The organism is Catenulispora sp. GAS73 (genome assembly GCF_041262085.1).
Lineage (GTDB): Bacteria > Actinomycetota > Actinomycetes > Streptomycetales > Catenulisporaceae > Catenulispora.
The window spans coordinates 196873-213976 of the sequence record NZ_JBGCCM010000021.1 but is presented as its reverse complement, the minus strand read 5'-3'; the positions used below and the strand labels follow the sequence as shown (position 1 = coordinate 213976).

The following is a 17104-nucleotide window of genomic DNA, read 5'->3' as shown; positions in this document are numbered from 1 at the left end:
ACACCGACAACCGCTGGACCCTGGCCACCACATGACCAGGGGCCGCCCCAGAACCGGAACCACCCCTCACAACAAGATCTTCAGCAGCCTTCTAGGCGCACTCCGCGAGTAAAACCGAAGCCCTGGACCGATCCCCTCCGGTCCAGGGCTTCGGCATGTCCATTCGGCATGTCCGGAGCCACCGCGAGAAAACCCCCGCGGCGGCCCCGGCTCTGAGCTGCTGTCGACTAGCTCAGCGTCCACTGCTGGAGCGCGGAGCCGGTGTCCGCCTCCTGCGTCATCAGCGCGGCCGCGGCCGTCGAGGCCGTCGTCAGCAGCAGCCCGGTGTGGTTGTTCTTTAACGTCCACGACCCCGACGGCAGCTGCGTCGCCGTCCAGCGCTGATTGACCGCTCCGGAGCAGGACCACTGGATCACCGCGGTCCCCGGCGCCGTGTTCCCGCCGTTGTCGTCGGCGCACATGCCCGAGTCGCCGTTCGTCAGCGTGTAGCTGCCGTCCGTCTGACGTGCGAACGTCCACTGGCTCGTGGCGCCCGAAGCGGCGCCGGTCACCAGCTGGTCGCCGCCGTTCTTCGAACCGTTCGGCGTCTCCAGCGCCTGTCCCGAGACCGTGAGCGTGTGCACGCCGGACAGGTCCACCGGCTTCGGGCTGACCGCGTACGTGAACGTCGCGGTGGCCGACGCGTGGCCGGAGGACGCCGTCACCGTAACCGGGGACGTCCCCGGTTCGGTCGGCGTGCCGCTGACCAGGCCGCTGCCGGCGTCGATCGTCAGGCCCGCGGGCAGCCCGGTCGCCGAGTAGCGCAGCTGCCGCCCCTTGGAGTCGCTGCCGTTCACCTGCACGCTCGTCGCGGTCCCGACCACGCCGCTCTGGTTCCCCGGCGTCGCCACGTGCACGACCTCAGGCCCCTGCCCCGGGTGCGCCGGCGTGAACGTCAGTGTCTGCTCCGAGGGCTGACGCCCGCCGCCGACCGCGCTGCCGGAGGTGTCCGTCCATGTCCGCACCGGCGTGGTCTCCGCCGAGCGCGAGGAGTCCCACGCCATCCCCAGCGCCAGGCCGCTGTCCCGGTTCACCAGCCGGAACGAGCCCGGCGAGCCGGCGTTCGGCACCGCGAACCACTCCTGGCCCACGCTCGGGCCGGACGCGCCGATCGGCGTCGCCGCCGGAGCCGTGCCCCAGGCGCGTGCCGCGGTCTTCGAGGAGTCCACGCCCAGCGCGTCGCCGGTCGCGGCGTTCACCACGGTGTACGAACCGTCGCCGGTCGGCGCGATCGACCACGCCGCCTGCGCCCAGCCGTGGTACGCGTCCAGCGACGTCACCTGCGAGCTCCCGGCCGTCTGCGCCAGCACCCGGCCGTTCCCGCTGTTGATGACCACGTTCTGACCCTGCGGCACCACCGGCCGCGCCGGGGCCGAGCTGCCGATCGTGACGTCTGCGTACTCCCCGTCCGAGGTCGCGCAGGCGATCGAGCAGTAGGAGCGGAACGTCTTGCCGACGATCGTCGGGCTCCACTTGTTCGCCGTGTCCGCGAACCACCGGTACCAGGACCCGGACACGTAGCTCCCCGAGTCGCCGATCAGCCGCCACTTCTGGGTGGCCAGGTTGTCGGTGGCGTAGAACTGCTGCGGCTCCTTGCCGGTCTGGCCGACCGTCTCCGGCTCGCCGATGTACAGGCCCAGGTAGGCGTCGTAGGTGATGTTCATGATGAACAGCGGCGACTTCGTCGGCAGCTTCCCGGCGGCCATCTGCTGGTCGGCGGTGCCGGTGTTCGCCGGGTTGTAGTCGTGCGCCGGGTCGGTGTAGCCGCTCGGGTTCGCGGCGTCCGCCGGCTCCATGTTGCTCTCCAGCCCGCCGACGCCGGGCTGCGACCAGCTGCCGTTGTACCACTTCTGCCAGGTCCCGGCGGCCATCTTGCCGCTGATCGGGGCACGCGCGACGTGCGCCAGGCCGCCGTTTTGCTTGCCGCCGGTGCCCGGCTTGTTGACGATGCGGGAGCCGTAGAACACGTAGAAGTAGCCGGACGCCGGGTCGACGAACAGGCGCTGGTCGCCGTCGCCGTAGTCGTACGTCTGGTTCGGGAAGGCCTTGGTGTCGTTGCGGGTCGTGCTGTACGGCGAGGTGATCGCGTGCCCGAGGATCGACCAGGTCTTGCCGTGGTCGTGCGAGACCGCGTAGTCGATGGCGTCGTAGTGCAGGCCGTCGCCGAAGGGCTGCGGGGTGAACTCGTTGTGCACCAGGCCGTACCAGTCGCCGGTGTCCGGGTCGACCCAGGTGTCGGACAGGTCGCAGTAGTTGCGTTGCGAGTAGTAGCCGGTGCCGTTGTTCATATAGGTCGACTCAAGGCCGGTCGGGCTGTTGTTGCAGCGCCAGGTGGTGTCGTTGTTCGAGTCCTGGGGGTTCGCCGGGTTCACCGCGTTGCTCAGGCCGGTGTCCAGCGTCGCGTCGTCGAAGTTCGTCCCGCTGTAGAACTCCCACGAGCGCGGGTCGGTCTTGGCGTACAGCGAGTACGACTCCTGGAAGTGGAACGAGCCGTCGGTGTCGAGGTAGGCCGAGGCCGGGGTGTCGTCCGGGTACGCGAAGCTGTTCACGGCACCGATCGAGATCTGGTACGTGGGCTTGGCGCCGGACGCCGCCGACGCTTGGCCCGAAGGCAGCAACGCCATGGCCGCGACCGCTGCCACGGCGGTCGTCACGGCGAGGATTTTGCGCGGGTGTCGCACAGGTACTCCGTTCGGCTCTGAACGTTCATCCGGTGGTACCAGATGGTTATCTCGCAAGATCGAGCAGACAGTCGAGCATTCTCAAGCAGAATCCAAGTCGGCGCGGAGAAAAGTGCAGGCGCCCGGACCGTTGTCGATCCGGGCGCCTGATGCGCCTCATAACTACTTCACCGTTAGTTGACGGTCCACTGCTGGAGCGCCGAGCCGCTGTTCGTCTGCTGCGTGACCAGCGCCCCGTTCGACGTCGACGCCGTCGTCACCAGCAGCCCGCTGTTCACGTTCGTCAACGTGTACGCGCCACTGGCCAGCCGTGTCGCCGTCCAGTGCTGGTTGCTGTTGCCGGTGCAGGTCCACTGGATCACCGACGTCCCCGGCGTCGTGAACCCGCCGTTGTCGTCCATGCACAGCTGCGACTGCTGGTTCTGGATCTGGTACGAGCCGTCCGACTGCTGCGTGAACACCCACTTCTGGTTCGACCCGCCGTTCGGCGCCCAGGTGATCAGCTGCGTCCCGGCGGTCGTGGAGTGGTTCGGATCGTCCAGTGCCTGCCCGGACGCGGTCAGCGTGTGCGTGCCGGTCAGGTTCGGCGGCGCCGACCCGACGGTCCAGGTGAACGTCGTCGATCCGCTCGCGGTCCCCGACGAGGCGGTCACCGTCACGCTCGACGAACCGGCGGTGGTCGCCGTGCCGGAGATCAGCCCGGAGGAGCTGATCGAAAGCCCGGCGGGCAGTCCGGTCGCGGAGTACGTCAGGGCATTGTTCTTGCTGTCCGAGGCCGTGATCTGCAGCGAGGCCGCGGTGTTCACGGTCGTGTTCTGCGTCCCCGGGTTCGCGACCGCCACGGTCTCGGCGCCCGACGACGTCACCGCCGTGAAGGCCAGCGCCTGCTCCGCCGCGGTCCGGCCGCCGCCGACGCTGCTGCCCGACGTGTCGTCCCAGGCGCGCGTCGGCGTGGTCTCGGCGAGCCGTGAGGTGTTCGACGACAACGCCAGCACCAGGCCGCTGTACCTGTTGACCAGCTTGTAGCTGCCGCCGGCGCCGGTCACTGGCACGATCCACCACTGCTGCCCCACGCTGCCGGTCCCGCCGGACAGCGTCGTCGCGGTCGGCGCGGTGCCCCAGGCCCGGCTGGAGGTCGTCGACGAGTTGACGCCGAGGGCCTGGCCGGTCGAGGAGTTGGTGATGCGGTACGAGCCGTCGCCGTTGGCGGTGAACTGCCACGCCTCCAGCGCCGAGCCGGTCGCGGCGGCGTCGGAGGTGGTCGCCGAGCTGTTCGAGACCTGCGCCAGCACGCGGCCCGCGGACGTGCCGATCGTGTAGGACTTGGTGGTGTCCACCGGCGGCTGGGCCGGAGCGGTGGAGCCGATGGTCTCGTTGGTGTACAGCGAGCCGGCGTTGTTCACACAGGCCACCGAGCAGTACGCGCGGAACGATTTGCCGACGATAGTCGGATTCCACTTGTCGCCGCTGTCGGCGAACCAGCGGTACCAGGACCCCTGGGTGTAGGAGGACCCTGAGTCGCCGACGTAGTACCACTTCTGTGTCGATAGGTCGTCGGTGACGTAGTACTGCTGCGGCTGGGTGCCGGATACGGCCTCCGGCGTGCCGAGGTACAGACCCAGGTAGGCGTCGTAGGTGATGTTCATGATGAACAGCGGCGACTTCGAGGGCAGCTGGCCGGCCGACACCTGCTGGTCCACGGTCCCGGTGTTGGCCGGGTTGTAGTCGTTGGCCGGGGCCGTGTAGCCGTTCGGGTTGCTGGAGTCGACCGGCTCCATGTTGCTCTCCAGGCCGCCGACGCCGGGCTGAGTCCAGGCGCCGTTGTACCACTTCTGCCACGTGCCGGTCGCCATCTTGCCGCTGATCGGAGCGCGTGCGACGTGTGCCAGGCCGCCGGTGCTGCCGCCGACGCCGCCCTTGGGGACGACGCGGGAGCCGTAGTAGACGTAGAAGTACCCTGACGCGGTGTCCACGTACAGCCGCTGGTCGCCGTCGCCGTAGTAGTACGTCTGGTTCGGGAACGCCGTCGTGTCGTCGCGGGTCGTGCTGTACGGCGAGGTGATCGCGTGGCCCTCGATCTTCCAGGTCATGCCCCGGTCGGTCGACACCGCGTAGTCGATGGCGTCGTAGTGCAGGCCGTCGCCGAAGGGCTGCGGTGTGAACTCGTTGTGCACCAGGCCGACCCAGTTGCCGGTGTCGGGGTCCACCCACATGCCGATCAGGTCGCAGAAGTTCGGCTGGGTGTATCCCGAGCCGGACCCGGCGCTGGTCGAGGACAGGCCCGTCGGGCTGTTGTCGCAGCGCCAGGTGGTGTTGTTGTTCGCGTCCTGGGAGTTGGCCGGATTGACCGAGTTGCTGATCGTCGTGTTCAGGCCGGCGTTGTCGAAGTCGCTGCCGGAGTAGAACTGCCAGACCCGGCTGTCGGTCGACCCGTAGCCCGAGTAGGACTCCTGGAAGTAGAAGGTGCCGTCGCGGTCGACGAACGCCCCGGCCGGGGAGTCGGACTGCGCCGAGAAGGTGCCGTTCGAGCCGATGGTGACGGTGTACGTCGCGTTCGGCGGCGTGGCCGAGGCGCTGCCCGGCGTCAGCGCGCCGACGCAGGCCAACGCGCCGGCGGCGAGGGACGCCAGGAGGGTTTTGCGGAGTCTCACAGGTACTCCTTCCGAGGGGTGGGGGATTGCCCGAGAGTTATCTCTCACCGGCGGGCACGAGTCGAGCTTTTCCGAGCAGAATCCAAGGCCGCGCGGAGAAAAACACAGCGGTCCGGCGCTCGAAATGTAAGGTGTGAGACGTGACTTTGGATGTGACGATTCGCCCGGCCCGGCCCGACGAAGCTGAAGCGCTGACGGAGCTGGTCATGCGCTCCAAGGCCCATTGGGGCTACAGCGAGGAGTTCATGGAGAGCTGCCGGGACGAGCTCAGGGTCCATGCCGAAGAGATGGTTCCGCTGCGTATGACCGTCGCCGAGGCCGAGGGGCGCGTCGTCGCCGTGGCGTCGCTGGACGGACAGCTGCCGGAGGGTGAACTCCTGAACCTGTTCGTCGAGCCGGACGTGATCGGCAAGGGCGTGGGGCGGACGATGTTCCAGCACATGGCCGACACGGCGCGCGGCGTCGGGTTCCGCACCATGGCTCTTGATGCGGACCCAAACGCCGAGCCGTTCTACGAGGCGATGGGCTGCGTTCGCGTCGGAGTCGTGCCTTCAGGCTCGATTCCCGGGCGGACGCTCAACCGGTACGCCTTCGAACTCTGATCCGAGTGCTACGAGCCTCGCCCGCTCAGGTGATCGACCAGTGCTGCAACGCGCTGCCGCTGTCGTTCTGCTGCGTCACCGGCGCGTTGTTCGCCGTCGAGGCCGTGGTCAGCAGCAGGCCGCTGGTGACCGAGGCGATCGTGTACCCGCCGCCTGCCAGTGCCTTGACGTTCCAGTGCTGATTCGCGTTCCCGGTGCAGGTCCACTGGATCACGGCCGTGCCGGCCGCCGTGGAGCTGCCGGTCACGTCCAGGCACAGCCCGGACGCGCCGTTGGTGAGCTGGTAGGAGCCGTCGGGCTGCTCGGCGAACGTCCACTGCTGGTTGCTGCCGCCGTGCAGGACCCAGGTGATGAGCTGGGTGCCGGTCGCGGTGGAGGATCCGGGGTCGTCCAGGGCCTGGCCGCCGGTGGTGATGGTGTGGGTGCCGTTCAGCGACGACGTCGTATCGTCGAAGACCTCGAACTCCCACAGTGAGTAGCCCCACTGCGTGCCGCGCGCGGTGCCGTACATGCGGATGTAGCGGCCGGTGGCGTTCGGGAACGTGAGGGTCTCGGTGCCACCGGTGCCGTTCGTGCGGGTGGCCACGGTGGTCCAGGTCGTACCGTCGGTCGACAGCTGGACCTGGTAGTTCTTGCCGTACGCGGCCTCCCAGGCCAGCACCACGCGGTTCACGGTCTGCACTGAGCCCAGGTCCGCTTGGAGCCACGTCGGGTCGACGTACTGGCTGGACCAGCGGGTGCTCAGGTCGGCGTCTGTGGCGTCGGACGCCGGGAAGCTCGGCGTCTCGATGCTGGAGGCGGTGGTCGGCTTGCCCTGCGCCAGGTCGCCGGCGATGGAGGGCTTCGGGTAGAGCGGGTCGCGGCCGACGGCGTCCATGATCGGGACGAAGGCGGCGTAGGTGGCGACCAGCTTGGGGGAGTTCCACGTCATCTGCGCGAGGTCGCGCATCGGGTACTTGATGCCGTCGGCGGTCTGGTCCTCGGTCTCGGCGCCCGGGTTGTCACACCAGACGTGGATCAGGGAGCCGAGGTTCTTGGCGGCGTCGGTGATGGTGTTCGAACCCTGGAACAGGTCCGGGTTCCAGGACTCGTACATCCACGTCGTGTCCGGCTTGGCGCCGCCGTAGACGTAGTACGTCGGGGTCCACGACTCGTTGGCGACCGTGTGGCCGGCGTCGACGAGCTGCTGGGGCGTGAGGCCGTAGTTGTACCAGTACTCGACGATGACGTCCGGGTTGACGGTGATCGTGCCATCGCCTGACTTCAGGCCGTCGTTCCACATCCGCATCGTCTTGCCGCCGGCCCGCACGATGCCGTCGGCCCAGTTCACGAAGCCGTAGTAGGTGTCCTTCGCGGTGGCGTTCGCGCCGTAGTTCTGCTGGGCGTAGGTGAGTAGCTGCGGGTAGGAGCCGTAGTTCGTGACGTATTCGTCGGCCCCGAGGTGCCAGTACGGGCTGTTGGTGAACAAGGGTTCGTACTCGGTGATCAGGTCGCTGATCAGCTGCCGGGCGCCGGGGATGGTCAGGTCGATGAAGCTGCTGCTGGCGTTGCCGCTGCTGTCCTTGAGCCGGTAGTCATGGCCGATGCCCAGTTCGGCGGACAGGATCGCGTCCATGTGGCCCGGCATGTCGATCTCCGGGACGACCGTCACGTGGTACTGGTTCGCCAGCGCGATGATGGTCGCGATGTCCTGCTTGGAGTAGTGCTGCGAGGAGGTGATCTCCGGGTGCGTGGTGCTCTCCAGCCGGAAGCCGTAGGTGTCCGACAAGTGCAGGTGCAGGTAGTTCATCTTGAGGTAGGACATCTCGCGGATCTGGTTCTCCACGAACGCCACGTCGAAGAAGCGGCGGCCGGTGTCCAGCATCAGCCCGCGCTCGGACTTGTCGGGGGAGTCGGTCGCGGTGCCGGCTGCGATCGTCGGGCCCTGATGCAGGAGCTGCAGCACGGTGCGGGTGCCCCAGAACTCGCCGGTGGTGGTGCTGCCCTGGATCGAGATGCTGGTGCCGACGGTCATGGTGTAGCCCTCGGAGGGCTGGCTGCCGCCGAGGGTCAGGGCGATGTCGCCGGGGCCCGCGGTGCCTTGTGCGACGCCGACGGTGCGGCCTTCCAGGGCGGACAGGTCGGTGGCGAAGGTGGCGGCGTCGCCTTGGAGTCGTGCGGCGTAGGCCGGGTCGATGACGACGCGGCTTGCCGTACTCCAGGTGTAGGAGCCGGAGCCGGAGTTGGCCGACCAGGTGCGGACCGCCGGGATGGTCTGCGGCGGGCCGGAGGCGGTGGCGGCGCGCGCGGCGTGCGGCGTGGTGACCAGGGAGACGGGGACGACGGCGGCTATGAGGGCAGCCGCCGGGACGATACGGAGGGATCGCATGGATCGCATGGACCTGCCCGGTTCACTAGGTGGGAGCGGTGCATGGTTTTGAGCGAAAGGTGCGTGGTCTAGACCGCTGGCGCGCGCTAGTGCGCAGTATTGAACAAGGATCAGCGCTTGGCAAGCGTCTCCACGAACTCTGAGAGGAAGTCGGCGACCGGTTCGGGGCGGGTGAACACGGCGAGGTGGTCGGCGTCCAGGCGGGTCGTGGGCCAGCCGAGGGCTTCGGCGCGGTCGGCCTGCTCCTGGTAGCCCTCGCTGAGCTGGAGGTAGAGACACTGTGTCTCCGATGGCAACACAGTGTCCGGAATCGGCTCTTCGAAGTACGCCAGCGCGATCGGATGGAGCTCGGCCAGGAACGCTTCTCGTTGCTCTGCTTGAGGAATCAACTCTGTCATGAGCGCCGGTGGGAACCACTGGCTCCAGGGCGGGAGCATGCCGCCGTCGGCCATCGCGGTCAGGGCTTCGCGGAAGTCCGGCGGGGAGGCGTCGAAGTCGCTCAGGCCGGGGCGGGGGAGTTGCGCGTCGATGAAGGCGGCGGCTCTTACTCGGCTGCTGAGGGCGTCGGCGAGAGCGTCCGCGATGGCCGGGAGGTAGGCGCCGGCACCGCTGTGGCCGACGAGGACGACCTCGTCGTGGTACGGCGCGGTCCGGGCCTTCCGGGCCACCTCGTCGGCGATGCGGCGTGCGTACGGCCCGGGCCCGGCGGCGATGCCGTGCAGACTCGGCACGAGTACGTCGTAGCGGTCGCGCAGCAGAGCCGCTACCGGCTGCCAGGTCGCGGGGCCCACCAGCGGGCTGTGGACCAGGATCAGGAGTGGCGCGTGTGACATGAGGTGATTCTCGCCGAGCCTGCTCCGCGACGTTCCGGCGCTTGTCAGCGCTTGTCAGCGCTTGTCAGAGGCGCCGCGTAATCTCTAAACCATGCGCCCTCTGTCCGAACTCACCCGCACCGTCGCGCCGATCGAGGTCGTCAGCGACTACCAGCCCGCCGGCGACCAGCCGGCGGCCATCGCCGAGCTGGCTCGGCGGATCGAGGCCGGGGAGAAGGACGTGGTGCTGCTCGGCGCCACCGGCACCGGCAAGTCGGCCACCACCGCGTGGCTGATCGAGAAGGTCCAGCGCCCGACCCTGGTCATGGCGCCGAACAAGACGCTGGCCGCGCAGCTGGCGAACGAGTTCCGCGAGCTGCTGCCGAACAACGCGGTCGAGTACTTCGTCTCCTACTACGACTACTACCAGCCCGAGGCTTACGTCCCGCAGACCGACACCTACATCGAGAAGGACTCCTCGATCAACGAGGAGGTCGAGCGGCTGCGGCACTCCACCACCAACTCGCTGCTGACCCGGCGCGACGTGGTCGTGGTCTCGACCGTGTCCTGCATCTACGGCCTGGGCACGCCGGAGGAGTACCTGAAGGCCTCGGTGCGGCTGCGGGTCGGCGAGGAGCACGACCGCGACAAGCTGCTGCGCCGCTTCGTGGACATGCAGTACGCGCGCAACGACCTGGCCTTCACCCGCGGCACGTTCCGGGTGCGCGGCGACACCGTCGAGATCTTCCCGGTCTACGAGGAGCACCCGGTCCGCATCGAGATGTTCGGCGACGAGGTCGAGCGCCTGATGACGCTGCACCCGGTCACCGGCGAGATCCTGACCGTCGACGAGGAGCTGCGGGTCTTCCCGGCCACGCACTACGTCGCGGGCTCGGACCGGATGGAGCGCGCGCTGGGCAACATCGAGATCGAACTCGCCGACCGGCTGGCCGAGCTGGAGAAGCAGGGCAAGCTGCTGGAGGCGCAGCGGCTGCGCATGCGCACCACCTACGACCTGGAGATGATGCGCCAGGTCGGCTTCACCTCCGGCATCGAGAACTACTCCCGGCACATCGACGGCCGCGAGGCCGGCTCCGCGCCGTCCACCCTGATCGACTTCTTCCCCGAGGACTTCCTACTGGTCATCGACGAGTCGCACGTCACCGTGCCGCAGATCGGCGCCATGCACGAGGGCGACGCCTCCCGCAAGCGCACGCTGGTCGAACACGGCTTCCGGCTGCCCTCGGCGATCGACAACCGGCCGCTGCGCTGGGAGGAGTTCGAGGAGCGGGTCGGGCAGACCGTCTACCTGTCGGCCACGCCGGGCCCGTACGAGCTGGCCAAGCAGGGCGACGAGCCCTCCAAGACCCCGGTCGAGCAGATCATCCGGCCCACCGGCCTGATCGACCCGCAGGTGGTGCTCAAGCCGACGCACGGCCAGATCGACGACCTGGTCGCCGAGGTCCAGGCGCGCGCCGCCCGCGACGAGCGCTCGCTGGTCACGACGCTGACGAAGAAGATGTCCGAGGACCTGACGGACTACCTCCTGGAGCGCGGCGTCCGTACCCGCTACCTGCACTCCGAGGTGGACACGCTGCGCCGCGTGGAGCTCCTGCGCGAGCTGCGGATGGGCGAGTACGACGTCCTGGTCGGCATCAACCTGCTGCGCGAGGGCCTGGACCTGCCCGAAGTCTCCCTGGTGGCGATCCTCGACGCGGACAAGGAAGGCTTCCTGCGCAGCGGGCGCTCCCTGATCCAGACCATCGGCCGTGCGGCCCGCAACGTCTCCGGCGAGGTCCACATGTACGCGGACACCATCACCCCGTCGATGCGGCTGGCGATCGACGAGACCAACCGCCGCCGCGAGAAGCAGGTCGCGTACAACGAAGCCCACGGCGTCGACCCCCAGCCGCTGCGCAAGCGCATCGCGGACATCACCGACCTGCTGGCCCGCGAGGACGCCGACACGGCCGAGCTGCTGGGCGGCTCCGGGCGGCAGCAGTCGCGCGGCAAGGCGCCGGTGCCGGGCGTCGCGTCGAAGGGGACCATGCGGTCCCTGGACGTGGCCGGCAAGCCGGCGGACGAGCTGCTGGGGCTGATCGAGGACCTGTCGCAGCAGATGCACGCGGCCGCGGCGGAGCTGCAGTTCGAGCTGGCGGCTCGGTTCCGGGACGAGATCGGGGAGTTGAAGAAGGAGCTGCGGGCTATGCAGGCGGCTATGTAGGGCTGGTGCTTGGGCTCTGGTTGCTGGGGCGGTCCGCGGCGGGAGGTTCTGCTGCGGGCCGCCTTTGGCGTTTCGGGGTGCTTGCGGCCGGGTGCTCGGGGTCGAGGTGCTTCGGCTCGCCCCCTCGCCGATCACGCGTGTCGGTGATATCCCCGCCTCCCCACCGGGCATTACTCTGGAAGAGAGGAGCGAAACATCGCGATGACCAGGTTCGATCCGCACCGGATCCGCAGCGGCGACGAGCCCATGCACGCGCGCAGCCCCCTGCGCATGCGGCTGACCATGGCTCTCATCGGCCTGGCCAGTGCGATCGGCGGGGTGGTCTTCTTCATCACCCAGCACGCCGTCGGCTTCGTCGTCTTCTGCGCCGTCGTCGGCCTCGTCGCCCTGGTCGACGCGCTGGTCGTGGCCCGCCACATCCGTCAGGGCCCGCATTGGCAGCCCGGGCGCGACATCCCGCCGTACCGTCCCGTCGAGGAGCCCGAGGACTGGCCGGAAGACCCCTCGCCGCTCTCGCAGCGGACCCGCGAGCAGGTCTACCTGATCATGATGGGCACCTGCCTGGTCCTCGTCATCCTCGCCTGGACCGTCGTCCGGCTGTTCTCGCCGGGCCTGGCGATCGCGATGAGCGTCGTGGCGGCGTTCATCCCGCCGTTCGCGGTGATGGTGGCGAACGCGCGGGGGCGCAATTGGTGAGCTTGGCGGCGCTGGGGATGGACGGCGTCCCGGCCCTCGATCCGTTGAGCTATCCCGGCCGGACGATCGATGGGCCCGCGTTGCTCAGCGGTTCGCAGTTGTTTGAGATGGCGCCGACCGCACAGCGGTACCTGGGCAACTGGCTCGTGGCCGGCGGCGCGACTCTGGACGACACGCTCGACGAGACCGGCGGGTCGTCGACCGGCAAGCGTCACCCGGTGATCGCGATCGGCTCCAACGCCGCACCCGGTCAGCTGCACTACAAGCTGAGCCGGCTCGGCCGCGCCGCAGTCGTCCCGATGACGACGCTCCGCGTATCAGGGCTCGGCGTCGGTGTCTCAGCGCACGTCGCACGGAACGGCTACGTCGCCAACTCCCCGTTCGCCGACCCCGGCAGCGAGGCAGAGGTGGTGCTGACGCTTCTGGACGCCGACCAGCTGCAAGCCGTGGACGACACCGAGCTGCCCCCATACCGCAGGGTCCTGCTGTCCGGCGCGGACTTCCCGATGACGCTGCCGTCGGGGGAGCGGTTGGTCGCCGCGTATCTGTACGTCAACGCCACCGGCGTGCTCGCCGGTGCGGACGGCAAGCCTCGTCTCCCCAGCGCCCAGACCGCGCTACTGAGCGACTTGCTGGAACGGTCAGCGCGTCTGCGGCGGCTGTTCGACTCCCCGCAGGACTGGGTCACCAAGGCGCGCGCCGATGCGGGGCTTCGCGACGCGGTGAAGCAGATCTTCCACGAGTCCGGCTGGGTCCTCCCGCAGGACGCCCTGCTCCGCAACGTCTACGAAGGCAGCACTCCCTCCGCCTTCGCCTACGACGAAATCTCACCTCTGGCGAGCAGCCGCGACCGCACGTAGGCTGCACTCCGCCGTCCGATTACTGTAACGTGTTCTAGTTCCGTCCCAGCCCCCGGCGAGGAGCCCTCATGACCGCGGACCTCAAGCTCGGCCTCCAACTCGGCTACTGGGCCTCCACCCCGCCCTCGTACGACTGGGTCGGCCTGGCGCGCCAGGCCGAGGACCTCGGCTACGACTCGGTCTGGACCGCGGAGTCGTGGGGCTCCGACGTGTTCACGCCCCTGGCGTACCTGGCGGCCAGCACCAGCCGGATCCGCCTCGGCACCGGCATCGCGCAGATGGCCGCGCGCACGCCCACCGCCACGGCGATGCACGCCATCACGCTGGACCACCTCTCCGGCGGCCGCGTGATCCTGGGGCTGGGGCTGAGCGGTCCGCAGGTGGTCGAGGGCTGGTACGGCCGGCCGTACCCGAAGCCGCTGGCGCGCACCCGCGAGTACGTCGAGGTGATCCGCAAGGTCCTCCGCCGCGAGACCGTCACCAACGACGGCGAGTACTACCCCCTGCCGTATCAGGGCCCAGACTCGATGGGCCTGGGCAAGCCCCTGCGCACCAACCTGCGCCCCCTGCGCAAAGACCTCCCCCTCTTCCTCGGCGCCGAAGGCCCCAAGAACGTCGCCCTGACCGCCGAGATCGCCGACGGCTGGCTCCCCCTGTACTACGTCCCGGAACGCCCCGAGGTCTACGCCGACCAGATCGCCGCCGCCAAGGACGGCTTCGAGATCACCGCCATGGTCCACCTCGCCTTCACCGGCCCCGCCCCCGAAGACATCGAACAGGCCCTGTGGCCCATCAAGGGCGCCCTCGCTTTCTACATCGGCGGCATGGGCGCCAAGGGCGCGAACTTCCACAAGAACCTGATGGTCCGCATGGGCTACGAAGCCGAGGCGGACCGCATCCAGGAACTGTTCCTCGCCGGCAAGCGCGACGAGGCGGTGATGGCGGTCCCGAGCGCGTTCGCAGACGAGATCTCGCTGGTCGGCCCGCCCGAGCGCGTCAAGGAGCGTCTGGTGGCGTGGCGGGAGTCTCCGGTGACGACGTTGCTGGTGACGGCTCGGAAGGGGGAGACGTTGCGGGGGTTGGCGGAGCTGGTTCTTTAGCCTCAAGGGCTGCGAGGCGGTTGTAGAGCTTGCGGATTCGAAACGAGCCAATCCACTTCTCGTGCATCTCGAGCGCCAGCGCCCGCAATCGCCTACGAGTGTCGGCCGACACCCTGTCCAGTTCAACCGCGTTGACGAACAGGCCGAGGCAGAGCGCGTTGAAGGCGAATGTCTCGTTCAGCGGCAGGTTCGACGGGACGTCCGGAAGCGCGTTCGCGAGATCGAGGATCGCGTCGTCGGCGTGCTCGGAGGTGTACGGCGCCACGAGCGCCGCCGTCATCAGGGCGCTCGCCGTCACGAGCCGCCCGTCCGCGGTGTTGTAGAGGGTGCTCGCGAGACGCGGCAGGGCATCGGCTATCGGCATCATGTTGTGCATGGCCATGTCCAGGCGCCGGTCGGTGAGGAAGTTCGCCCGCCCTACCATCGCGTCGTGGGAGTGCGAATCCCACCGGCCGCCGTTCTGCCACCGGGAACCGGCGAAGTGGTACGGCCACTTCATGTCGGGCTCGGCCGTGACGGCGCCGGGCTGTCCGAAGCGGACCACGATGTCCTGGTGCTCGCCGATCCACGTACGCTCCACCGTCAGGCAGTCGGCGAGGCCGTTCCACCCCTCGCCGCGAACGCAGCTTCGCCACAGGTTCACGAACCGGCGCCACTGGTTCACGGCGCCGTAGCCCTTGTCCGGGTACATCGCCCGCATGCTGATGCTGCCCCGGGTCATGACCATGAGGAGGAACAGGTTCGCGTGCCAGCTTGCGGCGCGCGTCACCACCTCCGCGAGGACCGGCTGGTAACCGGAGTACGTGTGGTCGCTCCGCTCCATGAGGCTGTTGTGGAACAGCGTGGTGACCACCTCGGCCATGGCGTCGCGGACCGCTGGATCGCGTTGGGCCGTCAGCTCCGCCAGGAAATCGACGATCGGCGCCCGGGCGGCCAGGGCGTCGAACGACAACAGCGAGTAGAGCAGCGTGTCGTTGATCGTGGGGGACATCGCGTAGGTCGAGGTCGAGGCGAGGTGCTGCGCGGCGAGATCGTCGAGCAGGAGGACGACCAGGCGTGCGATGAGGTATTCGCTGAAGGTCGCGTGCAGGAACTCATAGGTCTGCATCTCCTCGCCGTCACGCGTCGCGCGCACGTCGTGGATGAAGAAGAACCTGCCGATCATCTGCTGGCCGGCGGTGAGCGTCGAACGCATGGTGTTCTGGCTGCGCTCGGCTTTCCAGATGTTCAGGTTGCCCAGGTCCGCGGTGACGCTTTCCGCATCGATCCACTGAGCGCCCCGGTTGAACATCGCGAAAGCGACGATCGACAGCCGCAGTAGCTCCTGCTCGACCCGGCGGTCCAGGTCGGTGACGTCCGGGTCCTTCATCAGCTCGCGGCGGGCGAAGTCCTTGAGCAACTGTTCGTAGACCGTGCTCAGGCTGATGCCGGGATCCAATGAGCTCAACGCGTTGTCCGAGGCGTCGTACAGCGCCAGCATCAGCAGCAGGAGCGGCTGCTCGGCGAGCGTGCGGTAGCGGAGTACGGTCGCGAGGGACAACACCCGCACGCCGCGGTCCGTGAGCGAGGGCTCGTTCGTCCGGTTCCAGATGTCGACCCAGACGGCGATCTGCTCGTCGTCGAACGGCTCCAGGCGGATGATCGGGGTGTGGGTGGGAATCGTCGCCCGGTTGGCGACGGCGGTCCGGCTGGTGACGATCACCGCGACCGAGCGGCCCTGGTCGCGTTCGCGTTCCTGGAAGCGCTCGATCCGGAGCAGGAAGTCGGTCTGGGCGACACCGGTGGCCTGGAGCAGTTCGTCGAAGCCGTCCAGGATCACCACCGGGGTCAGGTTCGGGTCGGCGGTCGCGAACCGGGGCCACTGCACGCGCTCACCGGTCTGCTCGCGGATCGCGGACTCGATGTAGTCCTGCAGATCGCCTTCGGCGTCGACGCGGCGCAGCTCGACCCGGATCGGCAGGAAGTACTCGGTCGGCAGGCGGGCCGCGAGGATCCGGGTGAGGACGGACTTGCCGGAGCCGGGTTGGCCGAGGATCAGCAGCGGTAGGCCCAGGGCGTACTCGGACATCAGGTACGAACTCAGCACCGTGGGCAGGTCGTGGCGGAGTTCGCGGTCGTCCCAGCTCTGGCTGGCGGGAAGCGTCGTGAACGTGAGCCGGAAGCTGTGGTCGATGTAGCCCTCGCCGAGTGAGGGCACCGCGAGGTGGGATTCCGGACCGTCGGTGACGATGATCGGCTTCGCCAGGGCCGCTCGATGGGCGCGGACGAGGGACTCCTGGTGGTGTGCCGCGGATTCGGCGGCGAGCGGTGCCAGAAGCGCTTCCAGATCGGCCAGGCCGGCGGCCAGCTGTTCGCGGGTCGCGGCGTGGGCTTGGAGGTTGACCCAGACTCCGAACTCGGGGCAGTCCGCGGACAGCCGCCTCAGATTCTCTTGATAACGCGCTGCCGCCTCGCGGGGTACGCGATCTGCCACCAGCTCGGTGAGACGGTCTCGCCGGGTCTCGTCGAGCGTGTCCCAGAACGCCAGCCCCGCCAGGAACTTTTGCACGTCTGCGGAAGCGTTCGCGAAGATCCTCACCGAGGTGGCGTCCCACAATGGTGATCCGGCGCTCGTCGTCAGGCTCAGTTGCTTGTAGAGATCGCGCCGGCCGCTGCTGGGGCCGGTCGCGAGAGTCATCGCTGCCTGCGTCGCGGCTGGGATCTGCGGCGCCTCAGTCTGTAGGAACTCGCGTATCGCCTCGCCGAGGGCATCGAAATACGCGGTAGTCCGTATAACCGCGTGCGCCGCGTGAATCCGCTCGGTCCGGGTCAGCCGATCAACTCCGCGCAGCTTTTCTCCGAACTTGTCGAGCACCTTCGCCATCAGCCGCAGCGCCTGCTCTCGCGCTTCGAAGAGGTCGAGCACCCCCGTTCCGAGCAGTACCGTGGCACTCACGTCGTCGAGCAGCTTGACCAGCTGGTTCTCGCCGCCACCCAGGAGCTTGACCGCATCGCTGTAACGCAAAGACCGCCGCATCCGACCATCATGTCGGGTGCGGCGGCCTGTGATCCACCTGAATCAGGGTTCTGGC

General features: G+C 68.5%; 10 protein-coding genes. 5 read left to right on the top strand and 5 right to left on the bottom strand.

The window, feature by feature from the left end; translation table 11 throughout:
- Window positions 1–227: 227 nt before the first annotated feature.
- Window positions 228–2663 (bottom strand): RICIN domain-containing protein, encoded by a 2436-nt coding sequence (locus tag ABH935_RS30045; RefSeq protein ID WP_370381309.1) that lies wholly within the window; start codon window positions 2661–2663, stop codon window positions 228–230.
- A 230-nt stretch (window positions 2664–2893) separates the two neighbouring features.
- Window positions 2894–5371, bottom strand: coding sequence for an RICIN domain-containing protein (locus tag ABH935_RS30040; RefSeq protein WP_370381291.1), 2478 nt, complete (start codon window positions 5369–5371; stop codon window positions 2894–2896).
- A gap of 206 nt (window positions 5372–5577) precedes the next feature.
- Here ABH935_RS30040 and ABH935_RS30035 point away from each other — a divergent pair, with 206 nt between their 5' ends.
- Window positions 5578–5973, top strand: a complete 396-nt coding sequence (locus ABH935_RS30035; protein WP_370381308.1) for a GNAT family N-acetyltransferase — start codon at window positions 5578–5580, stop codon at window positions 5971–5973.
- A 25-nt stretch (window positions 5974–5998) separates the two neighbouring features.
- Here the strand turns inward: ABH935_RS30035 and ABH935_RS30030 are convergent, their stop codons facing one another.
- Both ABH935_RS30030 and ABH935_RS30025 read right to left on the bottom strand, forming a co-directional pair.
- On the bottom strand, window positions 5999–8341 hold the full coding sequence (locus tag ABH935_RS30030; RefSeq protein ID WP_370381290.1) for a family 20 glycosylhydrolase: 2343 nt from the start codon (window positions 8339–8341) through the stop codon (window positions 5999–6001).
- A 110-nt stretch (window positions 8342–8451) separates the two neighbouring features.
- Complete coding sequence (locus ABH935_RS30025) at window positions 8452–9174, bottom strand: alpha/beta fold hydrolase (RefSeq protein ID WP_370381289.1); 723 nt, start codon at window positions 9172–9174, stop codon at window positions 8452–8454.
- A gap of 91 nt (window positions 9175–9265) precedes the next feature.
- Here ABH935_RS30025 and uvrB point away from each other — a divergent pair, with 91 nt between their 5' ends.
- The 4 genes from uvrB to ABH935_RS30005 all read left to right on the top strand — a co-directional run bounded on the left by uvrB (window position 9266) and on the right by ABH935_RS30005 (window position 14033).
- Window positions 9266–11377 (top strand): excinuclease ABC subunit UvrB, encoded by a 2112-nt coding sequence (uvrB, locus tag ABH935_RS30020; protein ID WP_370381288.1) that lies wholly within the window; start codon window positions 9266–9268, stop codon window positions 11375–11377.
- A 201-nt stretch (window positions 11378–11578) separates the two neighbouring features.
- Complete coding sequence (locus tag ABH935_RS30015) at window positions 11579–12073, top strand: DUF6343 family protein (protein ID WP_370381287.1); 495 nt, start codon at window positions 11579–11581, stop codon at window positions 12071–12073.
- On the top strand, window positions 12070–12933 hold the full coding sequence (locus ABH935_RS30010; protein WP_370381286.1) for a hypothetical protein: 864 nt from the start codon (window positions 12070–12072) through the stop codon (window positions 12931–12933). The genes ABH935_RS30015 and ABH935_RS30010 overlap by 4 nt, the downstream gene beginning before the upstream one ends.
- A 68-nt stretch (window positions 12934–13001) precedes the next feature.
- Entirely contained in the window at window positions 13002–14033 is a 1032-nt protein-coding gene (locus ABH935_RS30005) for an LLM class F420-dependent oxidoreductase (RefSeq protein ID WP_370381285.1), read from the top strand.
- Here the strand turns inward: ABH935_RS30005 and ABH935_RS30000 are convergent.
- On the bottom strand, window positions 13930–17049 hold the full coding sequence (locus tag ABH935_RS30000) for an NACHT domain-containing NTPase (RefSeq protein ID WP_370381284.1): 3120 nt from the start codon (window positions 17047–17049) through the stop codon (window positions 13930–13932). The two genes, ABH935_RS30005 and ABH935_RS30000, sit on opposite strands and share 104 nt — an antisense overlap.
- Window positions 17050–17104: the final 55 nt, after the last annotated feature.

Coding starts and splice junctions, on each gene's coding strand:
- ABH935_RS30030 (WP_370381290.1), bottom strand. CDS start 8,341: ATGCGATCCCTCCGTATCGTCCCGGCGGCTGCCCTCATAGCCGCCGTC.
- ABH935_RS30000 (WP_370381284.1), bottom strand. CDS start 17,049: ATGCGGCGGTCTTTGCGTTACAGCGATGCGGTCAAGCTCCTGGGTGGC.
- ABH935_RS30045 (WP_370381309.1), bottom strand. CDS start 2,663: ATGGCGTTGCTGCCTTCGGGCCAAGCGTCGGCGGCGTCCGGCGCCAAG.
- uvrB (WP_370381288.1), top strand. CDS start 9,266: ATGCGCCCTCTGTCCGAACTCACCCGCACCGTCGCGCCGATCGAGGTC.
- ABH935_RS30005 (WP_370381285.1), top strand. CDS start 13,002: ATGACCGCGGACCTCAAGCTCGGCCTCCAACTCGGCTACTGGGCCTCC.
- ABH935_RS30015 (WP_370381287.1), top strand. CDS start 11,579: ATGACCAGGTTCGATCCGCACCGGATCCGCAGCGGCGACGAGCCCATG.
- ABH935_RS30025 (WP_370381289.1), bottom strand. CDS start 9,174: ATGTCACACGCGCCACTCCTGATCCTGGTCCACAGCCCGCTGGTGGGC.
- ABH935_RS30035 (WP_370381308.1), top strand. CDS start 5,578: ATGCGCTCCAAGGCCCATTGGGGCTACAGCGAGGAGTTCATGGAGAGC.